This is a genomic window from Fictibacillus nanhaiensis (genome assembly GCF_036213205.1).
GTDB lineage: Bacteria > Bacillota > Bacilli > Bacillales > Fictibacillaceae > Fictibacillus > Fictibacillus nanhaiensis_E.
Window position 1 is genome coordinate 1 of sequence record NZ_JARMFC010000026.1, and the last position, 17,832, is coordinate 17,832.

Sequence of the window (17,832 nt, forward strand, 5' to 3'; positions counted from 1 at the left end):
CAAGAATCAATCATAACGGGAATTGCACATGTTTCAAACATTACTCAAATTAAAGTGTATGCAAACGATGGTCAGTATGATCTTCATACAAAAGTGTTTAAAGCCATGGCACAGGAACAAATTTCAGTAGATTTTATCAATATCAGTCCTAAAGGTGTCGTATATACGATTATGGATGACAAGACAGATATGGCTATAGCAAAATTAAAAGAGCTTGGATACGAACCAGAAGTGAACCGAGATTGTGCCAAAGTATCTGCAGTTGGAGCTGGGATCGCAGGGACTCCAGGGGTTACAGCAGCTATCGTAGAATCATTATCTAGCAGAAACATTCAAATCTTACAATCTGCTGATTCACATACTACAATCTGGGTGCTCGTTAAGAAAGCAGATCTTATTGAATCAGTAAATGCTCTTCATTCCGCTTTTCGTTTGAATGAGGAAGGAATATCTGCGAACTTACAAGAAATTGTACAGCAGCAGTTTAATGAGTATTGAGGAGTGAAGTAAATGAATTTTGGTAGTATTAGCACTGCTATGGTAACGCCTTTTGACAGCAAAGGGAACATCGATTTTGGCAGAACGACGAAACTGGTTAATCATCTGCTTAAGAATGGTACGGATAGTCTTGTTGTAGCCGGGACTACTGGAGAATCAGCCACTTTGACTACAGAAGAAAAAATAGCTCTTTTCAAACACATTGTAAAAGTGGTTGATGGTAGAGTGCCGGTAGTTGCAGGAACAGGAAGCAACAATACGAAAGCATCCATTGATCTTTCAAAAAAAGCTGAAGAAATCGGTGTAGATGCAATCATGATCGTAGCACCGTATTATAATAAACCAAGTCAAGAAGGAATCATCGCTCATTATAAAGCTATTGCAAGTGCAGTAAGCCTTCCAATAATGGCGTATAACATTCCGGGAAGATCAGTCATCACATTTTCTGTAGATACAGTGCTCCGTTTAGCTGAAGTTCCAAATATTGTTGCCTTAAAAGATGCAGGAGGTAATTTGGATACGATGAGTGAAGTTATTGAGAATACCCCGGATGACTTCCTTGTTTACAGTGGTGATGACGGTCTGACGCTTCCATCATTAGCAATTGGAAGTGCTGGTATCGTTTCCGTGGCTTCACATGTGATCGGTAACGAGATGCAAACGATGATCAGTGCGTTTAGGAACGGCGAAAATAAAGAAGCTGCAGGTATTCACCGCAAACTTCTTCCGGTTATGCAAGAACTTTTTAAAGCACCGAGCCCAGCTCCTGTAAAAACAGCATTACAATTAAGAGGGCTTGATGTAGGCGGTGTCAGATTACCTTTATTACCTTTAAACCAATCTGAAAGAGAAGCGCTCTCAAGCAGATTAAACAGCCTATAAAAAAGTAAAATTGAGTTTTCTTTAGTCAGTTAAAAAGGGCTTCGCATGGGATTTATATGCGAAGCCCTTTTTTAAAAAGTATTAAAGGTATGTATTCGTAGACAGCAATGATCTATCTCCATCCTCCTACCGATAAAAATAAGCTCTCATTTTGGGTTTGGGTAGATGCAGGCATGTTTTTATAGGTGCGCGCGTTGGTATTGCTACGCTTTGTCGAAAATTGTTTAAATAATTTTATCCGTGAAATTATTAGCTCTATATGTGGATGTATTTTGATTTACCGTGAAAATAAAATGGATTACCGTGAAATTATTATACTTTGCGACTTCTACTATTAAATTTACAGTTCAAATTAGAGTACACAGTCTTACCAACTCCCTTTTAAAACAGAAATGCCCTGATTTAATCGAGAAACATTGAATCAGAGACTTAATTCTTCTCTTTAATGATAGTTCTGCCGGCTGATTTTCCAAGTTTATTCATAATCAGTGGTGTGTAAAAACAAAGACCAAAGTTCAATTACTATTACGTACAACTATAACCTTATTTTTATTTGTCTTTTGCTCAGTCTTGTTTTGTATTCCTCTCATAGAGTATAATGATTTTAAGTGACGTGATCGGGATTCATTTTTTTACATACAACATAGGAGGAATATACACATTGTCAAAACAAAATAGAGATAAAATTAAAGTTTTTGCCTTGGGCGGAGTCGGTGAGATCGGCAAAAACATGTATGTAGTGGACACAGGTGAGGAAATTTTTGTCATGGACTCAGGTCTAATGTTTCCTCAAGAGGAAATGCTTGGAATAGATATCGTCATACCAGATGTGACCTACTTGAAGGAAAACCTGGATCGTGTAACGGGAATCTTTTTAACTCATGCCCATGAAGACCATATCGGCGGGCTTCCTTATGTCTTAAGACAAGTACCTGTACCTGTTTATGGAACACGTTTGACATTAGGACTAGTAGAAGCAAAATTAAAAGAAGCGGGACTTTTGCGTTCCACAGAATTAAATATGATTGAAACGAATCAAAAGCTTTCATTCAACAGTGCGAAGGTAAGCTTCTTCCACGTAAATCACAGTATTCCAGATGCAGTAGGTATTGCAATTCACACGTCACAGGGAATTATTGCAAATACTGGTGATTTTAAGATCGATCATACACCGATCGATGGACAGCATACCGAATTTGGTAAGATCTCAAGCCTAGCTGAAGAAGGCGTACTGTGTCTGCTTTCAGACAGTACGAATGCAGAACGCCCAGGATCTACAGGTCCAGAAGCACAAGTTGGACAAGAAATCCTTGATGTATTTCAAGCGGCAAAGGGAAGAATCATCATCGCTTCCTTCGCTTCAAATGTACACCGTGTTCAGCAAGTCATGAACGCTGCTGCCAAAACAAACAGAAAAGTAGCTGTTAATGGAAGAAGTATGGTAAAAGTTGTTGATATTGCATCACAGCTTGGGTATTTGACGATCGAAAAAGATCTTTTAGTAACAATCGATCAAGCAAACGATTACAGTGATGAAAAAGTAGTCATCTTAACAACAGGTAGCCAAGGTGAATCGATGGCGGCATTGTCTAGAATGGCTCAAAAATCACATAAACAGATCGCTCTTCGCCCTTCAGATACAGTCGTTATTGCCGCTACCCCGATACCTGGCAATGAAACTTCTGTCGCGAAGATGGTTGATAAACTGATGCGTACAGGAGCAGATGTTATCTTTGGCCAAAAGAAGGTCCATGTATCAGGTCATGGTAGTGCTGAAGAACTTAAGTTCATGCTCAGTATGATGAAACCTAAATACTTTATGCCAGTTCATGGTGAATATAAGATGCAAAAAGCGCATCAAAAGTTGGCGATCGAAGTTGGAGTTGAAAAAGACAATATCTTTATTGTAGATAAAGGTGAAGTGGTAGAGTTCGCTAACGGATTCGCGCAAAAAACGGGGAAAGTTCCTTCTGGAAACGTATTAGTAGATGGACTTGGTGTAGGCGATATCGGAAACATCGTACTTCGTGATCGAAAACTTTTATCTCAAGATGGTATCTTAGTGGTTGTTGTTACGATTAGCAAAGATTCACATAAGCTGATCTCAGGACCTGAGATCATCTCAAGAGGCTTTGTGTATGTTCGTGAAAGTGAAGCTCTCCTTCAGGAAGCAAATACAAAAGTTCGTGACGTACTTGAAAAGTGCATGAACGAAAATATGAAAGAATGGTCAAGTCTAAAATCAAACGTAAGAGATACATTAAGTCAGTATCTATTTGAAAAAACAAAGAGAAGACCAATGATCATGCCGATCATTATGGAAATTTAACCCGCTGATAAAGCGGGTTTTTATTTTTTTTCTCATATGAATGGAAATTACGCCCATACTAAGAAGAACCTAACTTAGAAGGGGTATGAATTATGGATCAGACACCAGAAACAGAAGCACCGCACACAGATGCACCACAAAAGAAGGACGAAAGCTCAGGACTTATTCAAAAGATACAGTCGCTAGGACAGACGAACGTTCCAACAATGGAAGGATCAAGCATACATTGTTTGACGATCGTAGGTCAGATCGAAGGGCACATGCAGCTTCCTCCTAACAACAAAGCGACCAAATACGAACATTTGATTCCGCAATTAGTAGCCATTGAACAAAATCATAAGATTGAAGGACTTCTTGTGATTCTGAATACAGTAGGTGGGGATGTAGAAGCTGGTCTTGCTATTTCTGAGATGATTGCTTCCCTTTCAAAGCCTAGTGTATCTCTCGTATTAGGAGGCGGGCATTCTATTGGAGTTCCAATTGCGGTAAGCGCAGACTATTCGTTTATTGCACCTACTGCTACTATGACGATTCATCCGGTTCGATTAACAGGTCTTGTTATCGGGGTGCCGCAAACGTTTGAGTATTTAGACAAGATGCAGGACCGAGTGATCTCATTCGTAACGAGCCATTCGGAGATCACGGAAGAGCGTTTTAAAGAACTAATGTTTTCTAAAGGGAACTTGACACGAGATATCGGAACGAATGTTATTGGAACCGATGCCGTAAGTGATGGACTTATTAATGAAGTAGGTGGAGTGGGTCAAGCAATAAAGAAGTTGAATGAGTTGATCGAAGCGAACAAAAAAGAAGATGATAATGGGTTAACACAATGATCTGGTATACGATGCAGCCTTTTGAATTGATGTTTCCGGAAGAAGGAAACGAACAGTCGGCGCAGAATGTAATACTTTATAATAACGTCCCTGTCCTTGTAGAACGAAACGGCGATGAAACAAAGATCGTTCAGATCATGAGCACAGACCCTTCTCATTTCTTGCTAGAAGACTGTCAACCTGGAATGGTGCTGCGAAATTTTTAAAAAAGTCATCTGAGAATTATGCTATACTATTTTAAAGCAGCCTTCTAATTTGCAGGGCTGCTTTTCTTTCTATTTTTGTACATAAACACATATTATTGCATGCTAGTGAGGTGAAAAAAATGGCAAAAAACAAAAAAAAGAAAGCAAAGAATAAAGGCAGATGGAAGGAGCAACTGACGTTTGAGATAGCAGGGCTTACTCTCCTGGCTTTATCATCTCTTGCACTTGCAAAAATGGGGAACGTGGGAATGGCTTTTGTTCACCTTCTGCGATTTTTTAGTGGAGAATGGTATGGTATACTTCTGCTTGCTTGTATCTTATTATCTTTCTATTTGATATGGAAGAGAAGTTGGCCGATTTTGGTATCGAAAAAATTAACAGGTGTATATATCTTGTTCTTTTCATTTCTAGTATTGAGTCACCTTACCTTGTTTGAACATTTAACTAACGGTGGGGAATGGAAAGATGCTTCGGTGATTAGAAACACTTGGGACCTATATTGGATGCAGCTTCAAGGAGAAACTTCAACCAATGATATTGGTGGGGGACTAGTCGGAGCTATAGGTTTTGCTCTTTTTTATTTTTTGTTTGGTGCTGGAGGAACAAAACTTGTTATCTTCTTCTTAATAATAGGAAGCCTTCTGTTGATTTCAGGTAAATCGCTATCTGTTCTTCTTCAGAAACTAGTTGATACATCCAGTTCAGCTGCTTCTAAAATAAAAGAATACATACAAGAAAAGAAATCGTCACTTTCTGAAGAAAGAACCAAAAAAGTAAAAGAAAAGAAAAATTTAAAGCCGGCAACTGTAGATGAAGAGGAAGATACAGAAGAGATCATTATCTCTGAAGATCCTGTGATAGAAGATTTTACAAAAAGGGTGCAACAGACTGAGAGCGGCGTTCAGTTGAAATTTGCCCCTCAGATGTACGGTAATGATGCAGAAAAAGAAGATGTAAAGGATGTTAATCGTGCTGAACCTGAGTCGGCACCTTCACCATTACCTGTTAATTTTGGTGATGAAGTAATTCAGAATGAACATTATCAGCTTCCTACAATGAAACATCTCAGAACGCCACAAAACAGCGGTCAGCATAAAGACAAGCAATATGCTGCAAGCAAGAGCAATGCGAAGAAACTTGAAAAAACGTTTGAGAGTTTTGGTGTAAAAGCAAAAGTTCTTAAAGTTCACCTCGGTCCAGCAGTTACTAAGTATGAAGTGTACCCAGATGTAGGTGTTAAAGTAAGTAAGATTGTAAATTTATCAGATGACTTGGCTCTCGCTTTAGCAGCAAAAGATATTCGGATCGAAGCACCGATACCAGGAAAATCAGCTGTTGGTATTGAGGTACCTAATCAGGAGATCTCGATGGTTACATTAAGAGAAGTACTTGAGGCGCCTCAATTTTCTGGTCAACAATCACCACTCGCCATCGGTCTAGGAAGAGATATCTCTGGTGAACCAATCATCGCAGATCTTTCTAAGATGCCTCACTTGCTTGTTGCTGGAGCAACCGGAAGTGGTAAAAGTGTGTGTGTAAACGGTATTATTACGAGTATTCTAATGAGAGCTAAACCTCACGAAGTGAAAATGATGATGATTGATCCAAAGATGGTAGAATTAAATATGTATAACGGAATACCTCATCTCTTGGCTCCAGTTGTAACTGAACCAAAGAAGGCTGCGCAAGCATTAAAACGAGTAGTCTCTGAGATGGAACGCAGGTATGAGCTATTTTCCCTTAGCGGTACACGAAATATCGAAGGGTATAATGAATCTATCCGAAAGCAAAATGCTAAAGGTGATGCTAAACAGCCTTTTTTACCTTATATCGTAGTTATTGTCGATGAGCTGGCTGATTTGATGATGGTTGCTTCAGGTGACGTAGAGGATGCGATCACTCGTCTTGCTCAGATGGCTCGAGCAGCAGGAATTCATTTGATTATTGCGACTCAGCGGCCATCTGTTGATGTAATAACTGGTGTTATTAAAGCGAACATCCCATCAAGAATCGCGTTTAGTGTTTCTTCACAAACAGACTCTAGAACCATACTTGATATGGGTGGTGCAGAGAAGCTATTAGGAAGAGGAGATATGTTGTTCTTCCCTTCAGGAGCATCAAAACCTGTTCGTGTTCAAGGGGCGTTTCTATCAGATGAAGAAGTAGAAGGAATAGTAGATCACTGTGTGACGCAGCAAAGAGCTCAATATCAAGCAGAGATGATTCCTACTGAAGAAGCAGAACCAGCGGTCATGGAGTCCGAAGATGACTTGTTTAGCGATGCGGTAAGGCTAGTTGTTGATATGCAGACAGCTTCAGTTTCTATGCTTCAAAGAAGATTTCGCATCGGTTATTCGAGAGCAGCAAGATTAATCGACTCGATGGAATCGAAAGGAATTGTTGGGCCATATGAAGGATCGAAGCCTCGAGAAGTGCTGATATCTGCTATGCCGGACGAAAAAGAAGCCTCTAGTTCATAGGTCGTAGGAAAACGAGCTCATACGGGCTCGTTTTCATTTTTGTTTGGAATATAATTCAATTTATGTAAAATCCAAAGAATACCTATTAAAAATTTGTAAAAATAGTATTTATTTATAGAATTAAAAATGGTATAGTAATGTCGATTCTACTAATAATTTGTCATACGTCGAACAACTTAGTTAAGGTGGTTTTGTAATGTCAATAAAGGCTGACCATCGCTTGTTATATATAAAAGTGATTGAAAAGTTAAAAAAAGATATTGAAGAAGGTATTTATAAAGAGGGAGAAAAACTTCCTTCTGAATTTGAGCTATCAAAACAGCTCGGTATCTCAAGAGCTACATTGCGTGAAGCGCTTCGTATATTAGAAGATGAAAACGTACTCATTCGAAAACATGGTGTTGGCACCTTTGTTAGAACTCGTGCTTTGTTCTCATCCGGTATTGAAGAACTCTACAGTGTGACCGATATGATAGAAAGAGGCGGCAAACGAGCTGGGACTATTTTCTTAACATCGCAGATGACGGATGTGACAGAAGAACTACTTAGTAAGTTTAATGATTCATTGCCTGAAGGACTCATGATGATGGAACGTGTCCGTACTGCAGATGGTGAACCAGTCGTATTTTGTAAAGACCACATGCCAGCACACCTTTTCCCTGCAAAAGGATTGCACGATTATGAATCATTCTTAGAGATGTTGGAAAAAGAAACGGGTAGACGTGTTATGTATGCGGTAACAAACATTGAACCGATCGGATATCACGACAGAGTTTCTGAAATATTGGAAAGCGATGAACGCGTTCCACTCCTCATCTTAAAACAAATGCACTACGATCAATTTGATGAACCTGTACTTTATTCTTGCAACTATTTTAGATCTGATAAGTTTATGTTCTCTGTTTTAAGAAAGCGCTTATAGTTAAAGTCTTTTTTAGGGGGTGATCGGTACTTTATTTTGCAGCATTGGTTTTAGTCATTAAAATGAAAACACTTACAGGGGGAAAATGACTTGAAAAAGAAATTAGGATTAATGGTAACTGCAATGTTAACGGCCGGTACGATTCTTGCCGGATGTGGATCTTCTGATGACGGGAAGTCTTCTGGCGGAGGAGAGAAAAAAGACTTTAAAGTAGCGATGGTAACAGACACTGGCGGTGTAGACGATAAGTCTTTTAACCAGTCAGCTTGGGAAGGTCTAACAAAGTTTGGTAAAGATAATAGTTTAGAAGAAAGCAAAGGTTACAAATACTTACAATCAACTGCACAAAGTGATTACAAGCCGAACCTAAACTCACTGATCCGTCAAAAATACGATGTAGTATTCGGAATCGGGTTCTTAATGGGAACTGATGTAGAAACAGTAGCGAAACAACAGCCTGATGCAAAGCTTGCAATCGTTGATATGGTTGTTAAAGGCGACAACGTAGCAAATATTACGTTCTCTGAGCATGAAGGTTCATTCTTAGTAGGTCTAGTAGCTGGTATGCAATCAAAATCCAACAAAGTAGGATTCGTTGGTGGTGTTAACAGTGAGCTGATCAAGAAGTTTGAAAATGGATTTAAAGCTGGAGTATTAACAGCGAACCCTAAAGCTGAAGTACTTGTTCAATATGCAGAAGACTTCAACAAAGCTGAAAAAGGACAACAGATCGCTAACACGTTCTATCAACAAGGTGCTGACGTGATCTATCACGCAGCTGGTGGAACAGGTATGGGTGTGTTCACTGAAGCGAAGAACCGTAAGAAGAACGGTGAAGATGTTTGGGTAATCGGAGTTGACCGTGACCAACACGAAGAAGGTATGCCTGAGAACGTAACACTTACTTCAATGGTAAAGCGTGTAGACCAAGCGGTATACGAAGTTTCTGAGCAAGCGATGAACGGTAAGTTCCCAGGTGGAAAAATTGTAGAGTTCGGTCTTAAAGAAGATGGAGTAGGTATCGCTCCAACTCAAGAGAACGTGGAAGAGAAGTCACTAACAGCTGTAGAGGATTTCAAAAAGAAAATCATCGCTGGTGAAGTGAAAGTTCCTAAGACAGACGCTGAATTTGAAGAGTTCAAAAAGAACTTAAAATAATTCAAGTGAAACGAGTTAAATAATTGGCCAGGACTTGGCATGAGCCAAGTCCTTCCTTATGCAATAAGGGGGGAGCAAGAATATGGAATATGTAATCGATATGCGCAATATCCGAAAAGAATTCCCTGGAATCGTCGCGAATGATAACATCACGCTTCAAGTAAAAAAAGGGGAGATTCATGCTTTACTAGGAGAGAACGGAGCAGGAAAATCAACGTTAATGAACGTTTTGTTCGGTCTTTATGAGCCTGAACAAGGAGAGATCTTCGTAAAAGGAAATAAAGTGGTGAACAATGATCCGAATATTGCCAACTCGCTTGGTATTGGGATGGTTCATCAGCACTTTATGCTCGTTGATAAGTTTACTGTTACCGAAAATATCATACTAGGAAAAGAACCTACTAAAGGCGGAAAAGTAGATTTATTGAAGGCTGCAAAAGAAGTACAAGCTCTTTCAGATCAATATGGACTTCGTGTAGATCCTAACGCAAAGATTGAAGATATCTCAGTTGGTATGCAGCAACGTGTTGAAATTTTGAAAACGCTTTATAGAGGAGCGGACATTCTTATTTTTGATGAGCCGACAGCCGTGTTAACACCTCAAGAGATTGTAGAACTTATTCAAATCATGAAAAAGTTAGTTAGCGAAGGCAAATCTATCATCTTAATCACTCATAAACTCAAGGAGATTATGGAGGTATGTGATCGCTGTACAGTTATCAGAAGAGGAAGAGGCGTTGGTACAGTAGATGTGAGCGATTCTAATCCGGATTCTTTAGCTGCGATGATGGTAGGGCGTGAGGTAAACTTTAAAGTTGAAAAAATAGATGCTGAGCCTAAAGAAGCTGTCTTGAAGATAAAAGATCTAGTCGTTCATGATAGCAGAAAGGTTCCTGCGGTAAACGGTTTAAACTTGACTGTACATGCTGGAGAAATCGTAGGTATCGCAGGTGTTGACGGAAACGGACAATCTGAACTATTAGAAGCAATCACGGGTCTTCATAAAGTACATGAAGGATCTATACATCTTCGTGATAAAGAGATTACAAATAAATCTCCAAGAAGCGTTACAGAGAACGGACTGAGTCATATTCCGCAAGATAGACACAAACACGGACTTGTATTGGACTTTTCAGTAGGTGAGAACATGGTTCTTCAAACATACTACCAAAAGCCATATTCAAAATCAGGAATACTTAACTTCAAACCGATCTTTGATAAAGCGAAAAAGTTAATCGAGGAATACGATGTTCGTACACCTGATGCTTATACACCAGCGCGTGCTTTATCCGGTGGAAATCAGCAAAAAGCGATCATCGCAAGAGAAGTTGACCGCGATCCGGACTTTTTAATTGCGGCTCAGCCAACTCGAGGTCTTGATGTTGGAGCGATCGAGTTCATCCATTCTAAACTGATTGAACAAAGGGATAATGGGAAGGCAGTACTGCTCGTTTCTTTTGAATTAGATGAGATTATTAACGTGAGTGACCGAATCGCAGTCATGTATGAAGGAAAGATCGTTGCAATCGTAAACCCGAAAGAAACTACAGAACAAGAACTTGGTCTATTGATGGCCGGAGGAAAGAGAGGTACCGTTCATGCAGAATAATTCGAACAAAATGAAATTTTTAGTGCCTCTCATCTCCGTATTTTTAGGTCTTCTTATTGGTGGCATTATCATGCTGATAAGCGGTTATAAACCGATCGAAGCTTATTTAGCCCTTTTTCAAGGGATATTTGGTGGATCATACTATATAGGTGAAACCATCAGACAGATGTCACCTCTTATCTTGTCAGGACTTGCTGTTGCGTTTGCTTTTAGAACCGGCTTATTTAACATCGGCGTAGAAGGACAGCTTTTAGTCGGTTGGTTAGCTGCTGTTTATGTGGGTATCTTTGTTGATGCTCCGGCAATCATTCATATTCCTCTCGCTGTTCTTGCTGCAGGTGTTGCTGGTGCACTATGGGGATCTGTTCCTGGTATCTTAAAAGCGCGATTTAAAGTTCATGAAGTTATTACAACAATTATGATGAACTATATTGCACTTTATAGTACGAATGAAATTATTCGTAATTTCATGCTTGCTCCAGGTGAGCGAACCGAGAACGTAAAAGAATCTGCTTCTCTAGCTTCACCGTTCTTACAACGTATTACTGAATATTCGACATTACATTTTGGCATCATTGTAGCAATCGTTGCTGCAGTAATCATGTGGTTCTTATTATGGAGAACAACATTAGGTTATGAGCTTCGTGCTGTAGGTTTCAACCAGCATGCATCTCAATACGCGGGAATCAACGTTTCAAAAAATATCGTCCTTTCCATGGCTATCTCAGGAGCATTTGCGGGGATTGCAGGAAGTATGGAAGGTCTAGGTACGTATCAATACATGACGATTAATGCCGGTTTTACCGGAGTAGGATTTGATGGGATCGCCGTTGCACTTCTTGGTGCGAACAGTGCGATCGGAGTAATTTTAGGTGCTGCATTGTTCGGCGGACTAAAGATTGGTGCCCTAAACATGCAAGCAATAGCAGGTGTTCCAACTGAACTTGTAGGTGTTGTAATTGCTCTAATCATCTTCTTTGTTGCGTGCAGCTATCTTGTTCATTGGTTGATGAACCGTGTGAACAGAGGAGGTAAGATCTGATGAGTTTTATGGATATTCTAGCACTAATCATACCTGCTGCAATCGTGTCAGCTGCACCATTAATCTTTACCGCTTTAGGCGGAGTTTTTAGTGAGCGTTCTGGTGTTGTAAATATTGGACTTGAAGGTCTTATGCTTTTTGGTGCTTTTACAGGAGCTGTAACGATCTATTATGGAGAACAGTTTGGATTAGCTGGTGCAGCTCCGTGGGTCAGTTTTGTTGTTGCTATGATTGTTGGAGCGTTATTTGCGTCCATTCATGCAGTTGCGAGTATCTCGCTCAAAGCAGACCAAGTTGTCAGTGGTGTAGCGATCAACTTTTTGGCTGCGGGACTCGCGATCTTCTTAACGAAGAAAATATTTAATGCAGGACAAACACCTGTTATTTCACAGCGTATCTCTAAAAGTGATATTCCGTTTCTGTCAGATATTCCGTTAATCGGAAAACTATTTTTCTCAAATGCGTATCTGACTTCTTATCTAGCAGTATTTGTAGCTTTAATCGTTTGGTATGTTCTATACAAAACACCATTTGGTCTTCGTCTTCGTTCTGTAGGTGAACATCCGATGGCTGCAGATACGATGGGGATCAACGTTAAAAAGATGCGTTATGTTGGGGTTTTATTAAGTGGAGCACTTGCTGGACTCGGTGGAGCTGTTTATGTGGCTTCCATTTCTGGTAACTTCACGCACTCCACGATTACAGGACAAGGTTTCATGGCTCTAGCTGCTATGATCTTCGGTAAATGGCATCCACTTGGTGCTTTAGGAGCTGCTTTATTCTTCGGTCTTGCGCAAGCGATCAGTATCTCTGGGGCACAGATTCCAGGTCTGCAAGACATTCCGAAAGTATTCCTGCTTATCGCGCCTTACGTTCTTACGATATTAGCTTTGGCTGGTCTAGTAGGACGTGCTGACGCTCCAAAAGCACTTGGAACTCCTTATGAAAAAGGAAAAAGATAAAAAACTGATTACTTCTGGTGATATCTTTTAAGATGGCAATATTATTTTGATTCTTTTTATGCGAGCAGGTGAGACGCTTAAGAGTGAACGTACGAATGTGGCTCACCGACTGCCCCGCGGAAAGTGAGCATCCTGAAACGGAAATCAACTGCTTTTAAAAAACATCTTTGAGTAACATAGAATAAAAAAGTCCGCCATTCGGTGGACTTTTTTTGTTTTAGAAGAAGGAATGTCATGTCAGGTATCGAAAATGGGTAAACTAGGATGTAGACATAATGAAAGGGGTACATATTCAATGGGAATTGTTAATCATAAACAAACCAATCTCCACGGCATGACTGTACATACGATTGAAACAAAAAAGTATAAGACGACATCGTTCATACTTCAGGTAAAAGAACCGATCAACGAAAAGAACGTAACAAAGCGTGCTTTGCTTGCTTATGTATTGCAGAGCGGCACAAAGGATTTTCCTTCTTCAAAAGAGCTTAGAAGTGCTTTGGATGATCTTTATGGAGCCACATTAAATGCAGATCTTTCTAAAAAAGGTGAGAATCAGGTGATCAGTATTCGGATGGAAGTAGCGAACGAGAAATTTCTATCCAATTCAGAACCTGTTCTCGATAAAGCCTTCCACCTATTATCACAGGTACTCTTAGCACCAGCTGTAGAAGGCGGTGTTTTTAAAGAAGGGATCGTAAAAAAAGAAAAGCGTAGTTTAAAACAGCAGATCGAATCGATCTATGATGACAAGATGCGTTATGCAAATAAACGTCTGTTAGAAGAGATGTATGACACAGAGCCGTATCGCTTAAATGTGTACGGTAACGGTGATGAAGTGGATTCAATTACATCAAAAGAGCTATACGAATATTATCAGGAAGTGATAAGAACTGATAAGATTGATCTGTATGTCGTCGGTGATATTTCAACAGATGAGATGGTTGACAAGGTTAGTAAGCATTTTCGATTTTCAAAGGATAGAAAAGAAGATGACACTAAAGCAGTGAATGCTGCAGATGAAAAAAGGATCACTGAAGTTAAGGAAATCTTTGAAGAACAGGATGTTCAACAAGGAAAGCTACACATGGGTTACCGCACGTATACCACTTATGCGGACGAAGATTATTTTGCTTTGCAAGTGTTTAACGGTATCTTCGGTGGATTTTCTCATTCTAAGTTGTTCATGAACGTTCGGGAAAAAGAAAGTTTGGCTTATTATGCAGCTTCTCGGTTCGAGAGCCATAAGGGAGCTGTTTTTGTTATGAGCGGAATTGAAACGGCCAACTATGAAAAGGCTGTAAAAATTATTAAAGAACAGCATGAAGAAATGAAAAAGGGTAATATAACAGACTCTGAATTTGAACAGACGAAGGCAATGATCAACAACCAAGTGTTAGAGACGATCGACCACCCTATCGGTCTATCAGAAGTGCTGTATCACAATGTTGTTGCCGGTACGAATCGATCCATTGAAGAATGGATGGAAGGAATAAAAAAAGTAACTAAAGACGATGTTGTTGCAGTAGCTAAAAAAGTAACCCTAGATACTATTTTCTTCTTGAAGGGAGCAGGCACGAATGGGAATGAAAACGTTTGATCAATTAGACGAAACTCTGCATTTTGAAGAACTACCAAATGGTTTAAAGGTATATGTTCTGGAAAAGAAAGGCTTTAATAAAACATATGCTACGTTTACGACTCATTATGGATCGGTGGATAATCACTTTAAGCCACTAGGCAAGGATGAAAATGTAAAAGTACCTGATGGGATCGCCCATTTTCTTGAACACAAACTTTTTGAAAAAGAACACGGAGATGTCTTTCAAGATTTTAGTAAACAAGGTGCGTCAGCTAACGCATTTACTACCTTTAACAGAACCGCATATCTGTTTTCTACAACAGGTGATGTGAAGAAGAACTTAACGACCTTAATCGACTTTGTTCAAGAACCGTATTTTACTGAAAAAACAGTTGAAAAAGAAAAGGGTATCATCGGTCAAGAGATTAGAATGTACGATGATAATCCAGATTGGCGTGTTTATTTTGGCCTGATTGAAAATATGTATCATCATCATCCGGTAAAGATTGATATCGCTGGAACAGAAAAATCCATCGCTAAGATCACAAAAGATGATCTTTATGAATGTTATGAGACGTTTTATCATCCAAGCAACATGATTCTTTTTATCGTGGGGCCAGTAGATGCTAAAGATATTTTAAATTTCGTTAAAGACAATCAATCACAAAAAACGTTTAAAGAAAAAGAACACATCGAAAGATTCTTTGATGATGAGCCTCAAACGGTCGCAAAATCAAAGAAAGTAATCGAGATGACCGTTCAGACTCCTAAATGCTATATGGGCTATAAAGAAGCTACTCCTAATCGCCAAGGTAAAGAGTTAATGAAACATGAACTAAGTGTTAACCTTCTCCTAGAAATGATGTTTGGAAAAAGCTCCCCAAATTATGAAGCATTGTATGAAGAAGGATTGATCGATCAGACTTTCTCATTTGATTATACAGAAGAGAATGGGTTTGGATTTAGCATGCTTGGTGGGGATACTGGGTCTCCAGATGAATTTGTTGAAAGGATCTCTAGTATGGTAGAGTCCTTTAAACAGCAGCCAATTGTTGAAGACTCATTTGATCGTGCCCGAAAAAAGAAGATTGGTGCTTTTTTACGTTCATTGAACTCACCGGAGTTTATTGCGAATCAGTTCACTCGTTATGCGTTCAATGAAATGGATCTATTTGATGTTATCCCAGTCTTTGAATCCCTAACCGTTCATGATGTTGAAGATGTTTTACAAAACCACTTTAAAAAAGAAGCGATGACCGTTTGCCAAGTACAAAAAAAGAAGTCATAATAAATGTAAAAAAACATCCTGCTGAGGTAGGGTGTTTTTTTAAGTAATGAGGGATACAAAGTGAAAAACGCGCTAGTAACAGGAGCATCAGGAGCGATTGGTAGTGAGATCAGCCATATGTTAGCATCACATGGTTTTAGCTTATACCTTCACTACAATACCAATATAAGTGCAGCAGAAAAACTAGAGAGCGAATTAAAGGATAAATACGGAGTACCTGTCTTTATTGTGTCTGCTGATCTGTCTACAGCAGAAGGACCAAAAGCTCTATGGACACAAATTCAAGAGCCAATCGATGTGTTCATTTATAACTGTGGTTCTTCTCAATTTGGTCTGCTCACTGATTTTACAGAAAAGTCCATCACAGAGACGATGCAGTTGCATCTTTTAAGTGCGATTTCATTAACAAAAGCCATTGTTCCTAAAATGATTCAAAAAAAATCGGGTAAGATCATCATGATCTCCTCAGTTTGGGGAGAAGTTGGTGCCGCATGTGAAACCGTATATTCGGCTGCAAAAGGCGGGTTAAATACGTTTGTAAAAGCACTCTCAAAAGAACTAGCTCCAAGCCATATCCAAGTGAATGGTGTTTCACCAGGAGTCATCAGAACACCAATGATGGACCAGTTTTCAGATGATGAGAAGCGTTTGATTGCTGAGGAAATACCTGCTGGTCGTTTTGGTGAACCTCGTGAGATTGCTCATGCTGTGGAATTTTTAATGAGCGAAAAAGCTGATTATATTTCCGGACACATCCTTTCTATAAACGGTTCGTGGTTTACTTAAAAAAACATGTATAAAAAGGGTCGAACTAAGAGATATTAATGCTGTATCAACCTTGAAGGAGGAGACAGCATGTCTGTATTAGACAACTTTGGTCAATGGAAAGATTTCTTGGCAGAGCGTTTAAATCACGCGGAACACGAAGGTATGAACCACGATACGATTTCTAACTTAGCAACTGAGATCGGTGGATACTTAGCGAACCACGTTGAACCAAAAAACGAGGAAGAAAAAGTTCTTGCCGATCTTTGGAAAGTGGCCGATGAAAACGAAAGACACGCCATCGCTAACATGATGGTCAAGCTAGTTCAAAACGACGGTAGCCGCTAAATGGTAAAGGATGTTAAGAATTTTTTCTTAACATCCTTTTATTTTGCTTTCATAATAAATTGAAATCATTTATTATTAGAAACAAGAATAGATGTAGAATTTTGTTTCATTTTGAAAGAATAAGGAGATGAACTATGGGAGAGCAAGAATGGTATTTAGAGTATGAGATACATAAAAACCGGCCGGGTCTCCTTGGGGATATTTCTTCCTTATTAGGTATGCTTGGAATTAACATCGTCACGATTAACGGTGTTGATAACGAGCGACGAGGAATGCTTCTTATCATTGATAACGAAGAAAAGATCAACCGGCTTCAATCGATCTTAGATTCAATGGATAACATTACAGTAACCAAGTTTCGAAAACCGAAGCTTCGCGATCGTCTTGCTGTAAGGCACGGCAGATATATTGAACGTGATGCTGACGATAAGAAAACGTTTCGTTTTATAAGAGATGAACTTGGTATATTAGTTGACTTTTTGGCTGAATTATATAAAGTTGAAGGACATAAATTAATCGGCGTTAGAGGCATGCCGCGTGTTGGGAAAACTGAGAGTATCGTTGCATCGAGTGTTTGTGCGAACAAACGGTGGGTCTTTATCTCATCGACACTGTTGCGTCAGACCGTTAGGAGTATGTTAGCGGATGATGAATACGATTCTGACCACGTTTTTATTATCGATGGTGCAGTTTCAGCACGTAATATGAATGATAAGCATTGGCAGCTCATACGAGAGATCATGAGGCTTCCTGCAGCGAAAGTTGTGGAACATCCTGATCTTTTTGTTCAGCAAACGGAATATACACTTGATGATTTTGACTATATTATCGAGCTGAAAAGTCATCGTGATGAAGAAATTACATATGAAGCTCTGAAACAAGATCAAACAGGATTTGGAAATTTAGAATGACGTAAGTAGGTGGG

General features: G+C 39.4%; 16 protein-coding genes. All 16 read left to right on the forward strand.

The genetic code is table 11. The features are described from left to right. On the forward strand, window positions 1–498 hold a 498-nt coding region (locus P4V41_RS19260; RefSeq protein ID WP_328086761.1), incomplete at its 5' end, for an ACT domain-containing protein. Between the two features lie 12 nt (window positions 499–510). Beyond that, window positions 511–1,380: a 4-hydroxy-tetrahydrodipicolinate synthase gene (gene dapA, locus P4V41_RS19265; RefSeq protein WP_328086762.1), complete on the forward strand. Its 870-nt coding sequence runs from the start codon at window positions 511–513 to the stop codon at window positions 1,378–1,380. Between the two features lie 661 nt (window positions 1,381–2,041). Beyond that, complete coding sequence (locus P4V41_RS19270; RefSeq protein ID WP_328086763.1) at window positions 2,042–3,709, forward strand: ribonuclease J; 1,668 nt, start codon at window positions 2,042–2,044, stop codon at window positions 3,707–3,709. 92 nt (window positions 3,710–3,801) lie between these two features. Further along, the gene (locus P4V41_RS19275) at window positions 3,802–4,545 is read left to right on the forward strand and encodes a ClpP family protease (RefSeq protein ID WP_328086764.1); all 744 of its coding nucleotides are present in this window, start codon (window positions 3,802–3,804) and stop codon (window positions 4,543–4,545) included. Beyond that, the gene (locus tag P4V41_RS19280) at window positions 4,542–4,751 is read left to right on the forward strand and encodes a YlzJ-like family protein (RefSeq protein WP_328086765.1); all 210 of its coding nucleotides are present in this window, start codon (window positions 4,542–4,544) and stop codon (window positions 4,749–4,751) included. The genes P4V41_RS19275 and P4V41_RS19280 overlap by 4 nt, the downstream gene beginning before the upstream one ends. A gap of 119 nt (window positions 4,752–4,870) precedes the next feature. Further along, window positions 4,871–7,231 (forward strand): DNA translocase FtsK, encoded by a 2,361-nt coding sequence (locus P4V41_RS19285; RefSeq protein WP_328086766.1) that lies wholly within the window; start codon window positions 4,871–4,873, stop codon window positions 7,229–7,231. A gap of 196 nt (window positions 7,232–7,427) precedes the next feature. Next, a complete protein-coding gene (locus P4V41_RS19290) occupies window positions 7,428–8,153 on the forward strand; it encodes a GntR family transcriptional regulator (RefSeq protein ID WP_066393804.1) in 726 nt (241 codons plus the stop codon). 90 nt (window positions 8,154–8,243) lie between these two features. Continuing rightward, window positions 8,244–9,311 carry a BMP family protein gene (locus tag P4V41_RS19295; RefSeq protein WP_328086767.1) on the forward strand — a complete coding sequence of 356 codons (1,068 nt, stop codon included), beginning with the start codon at window positions 8,244–8,246 and terminating at the stop codon, window positions 9,309–9,311. 82 nt (window positions 9,312–9,393) lie between these two features. Beyond that, window positions 9,394–10,920, forward strand: a complete 1,527-nt coding sequence (locus P4V41_RS19300) for an ABC transporter ATP-binding protein (protein ID WP_328086768.1) — start codon at window positions 9,394–9,396, stop codon at window positions 10,918–10,920. Then, window positions 10,910–11,962 (forward strand): ABC transporter permease, encoded by a 1,053-nt coding sequence (locus P4V41_RS19305; protein ID WP_328086769.1) that lies wholly within the window; start codon window positions 10,910–10,912, stop codon window positions 11,960–11,962. Before P4V41_RS19300 ends, P4V41_RS19305 begins: the two co-directional genes overlap by 11 nt. After that, window positions 11,962–12,924 carry an ABC transporter permease gene (locus P4V41_RS19310; protein ID WP_328086770.1) on the forward strand — a complete coding sequence of 321 codons (963 nt, stop codon included), beginning with the start codon at window positions 11,962–11,964 and terminating at the stop codon, window positions 12,922–12,924. The genes P4V41_RS19305 and P4V41_RS19310 overlap by 1 nt, the downstream gene beginning before the upstream one ends. A 295-nt stretch (window positions 12,925–13,219) precedes the next feature. Beyond that, window positions 13,220–14,524: an EF-P 5-aminopentanol modification-associated protein YfmF gene (yfmF, locus tag P4V41_RS19315; protein ID WP_328086771.1), complete on the forward strand. Its 1,305-nt coding sequence runs from the start codon at window positions 13,220–13,222 to the stop codon at window positions 14,522–14,524. Next, complete coding sequence (gene yfmH / locus P4V41_RS19320) at window positions 14,505–15,794, forward strand: EF-P 5-aminopentanol modification-associated protein YfmH (protein ID WP_328086772.1); 1,290 nt, start codon at window positions 14,505–14,507, stop codon at window positions 15,792–15,794. The genes yfmF and yfmH overlap by 20 nt, the downstream gene beginning before the upstream one ends. 60 nt (window positions 15,795–15,854) lie before the next feature. After that, the gene (ymfI, locus tag P4V41_RS19325; RefSeq protein ID WP_328086773.1) at window positions 15,855–16,580 is read left to right on the forward strand and encodes an elongation factor P 5-aminopentanone reductase; all 726 of its coding nucleotides are present in this window, start codon (window positions 15,855–15,857) and stop codon (window positions 16,578–16,580) included. Between the two features lie 69 nt (window positions 16,581–16,649). Continuing rightward, entirely contained in the window at window positions 16,650–16,907 is a 258-nt protein-coding gene (locus tag P4V41_RS19330) for a DUF3243 domain-containing protein (RefSeq protein ID WP_066393818.1), read from the forward strand. Between the two features lie 134 nt (window positions 16,908–17,041). Next, window positions 17,042–17,818, forward strand: a complete 777-nt coding sequence (locus P4V41_RS19335; protein ID WP_066393823.1) for a DUF3388 domain-containing protein — start codon at window positions 17,042–17,044, stop codon at window positions 17,816–17,818. The last annotated feature ends 14 nt before the right edge of the window (window positions 17,819–17,832 follow it).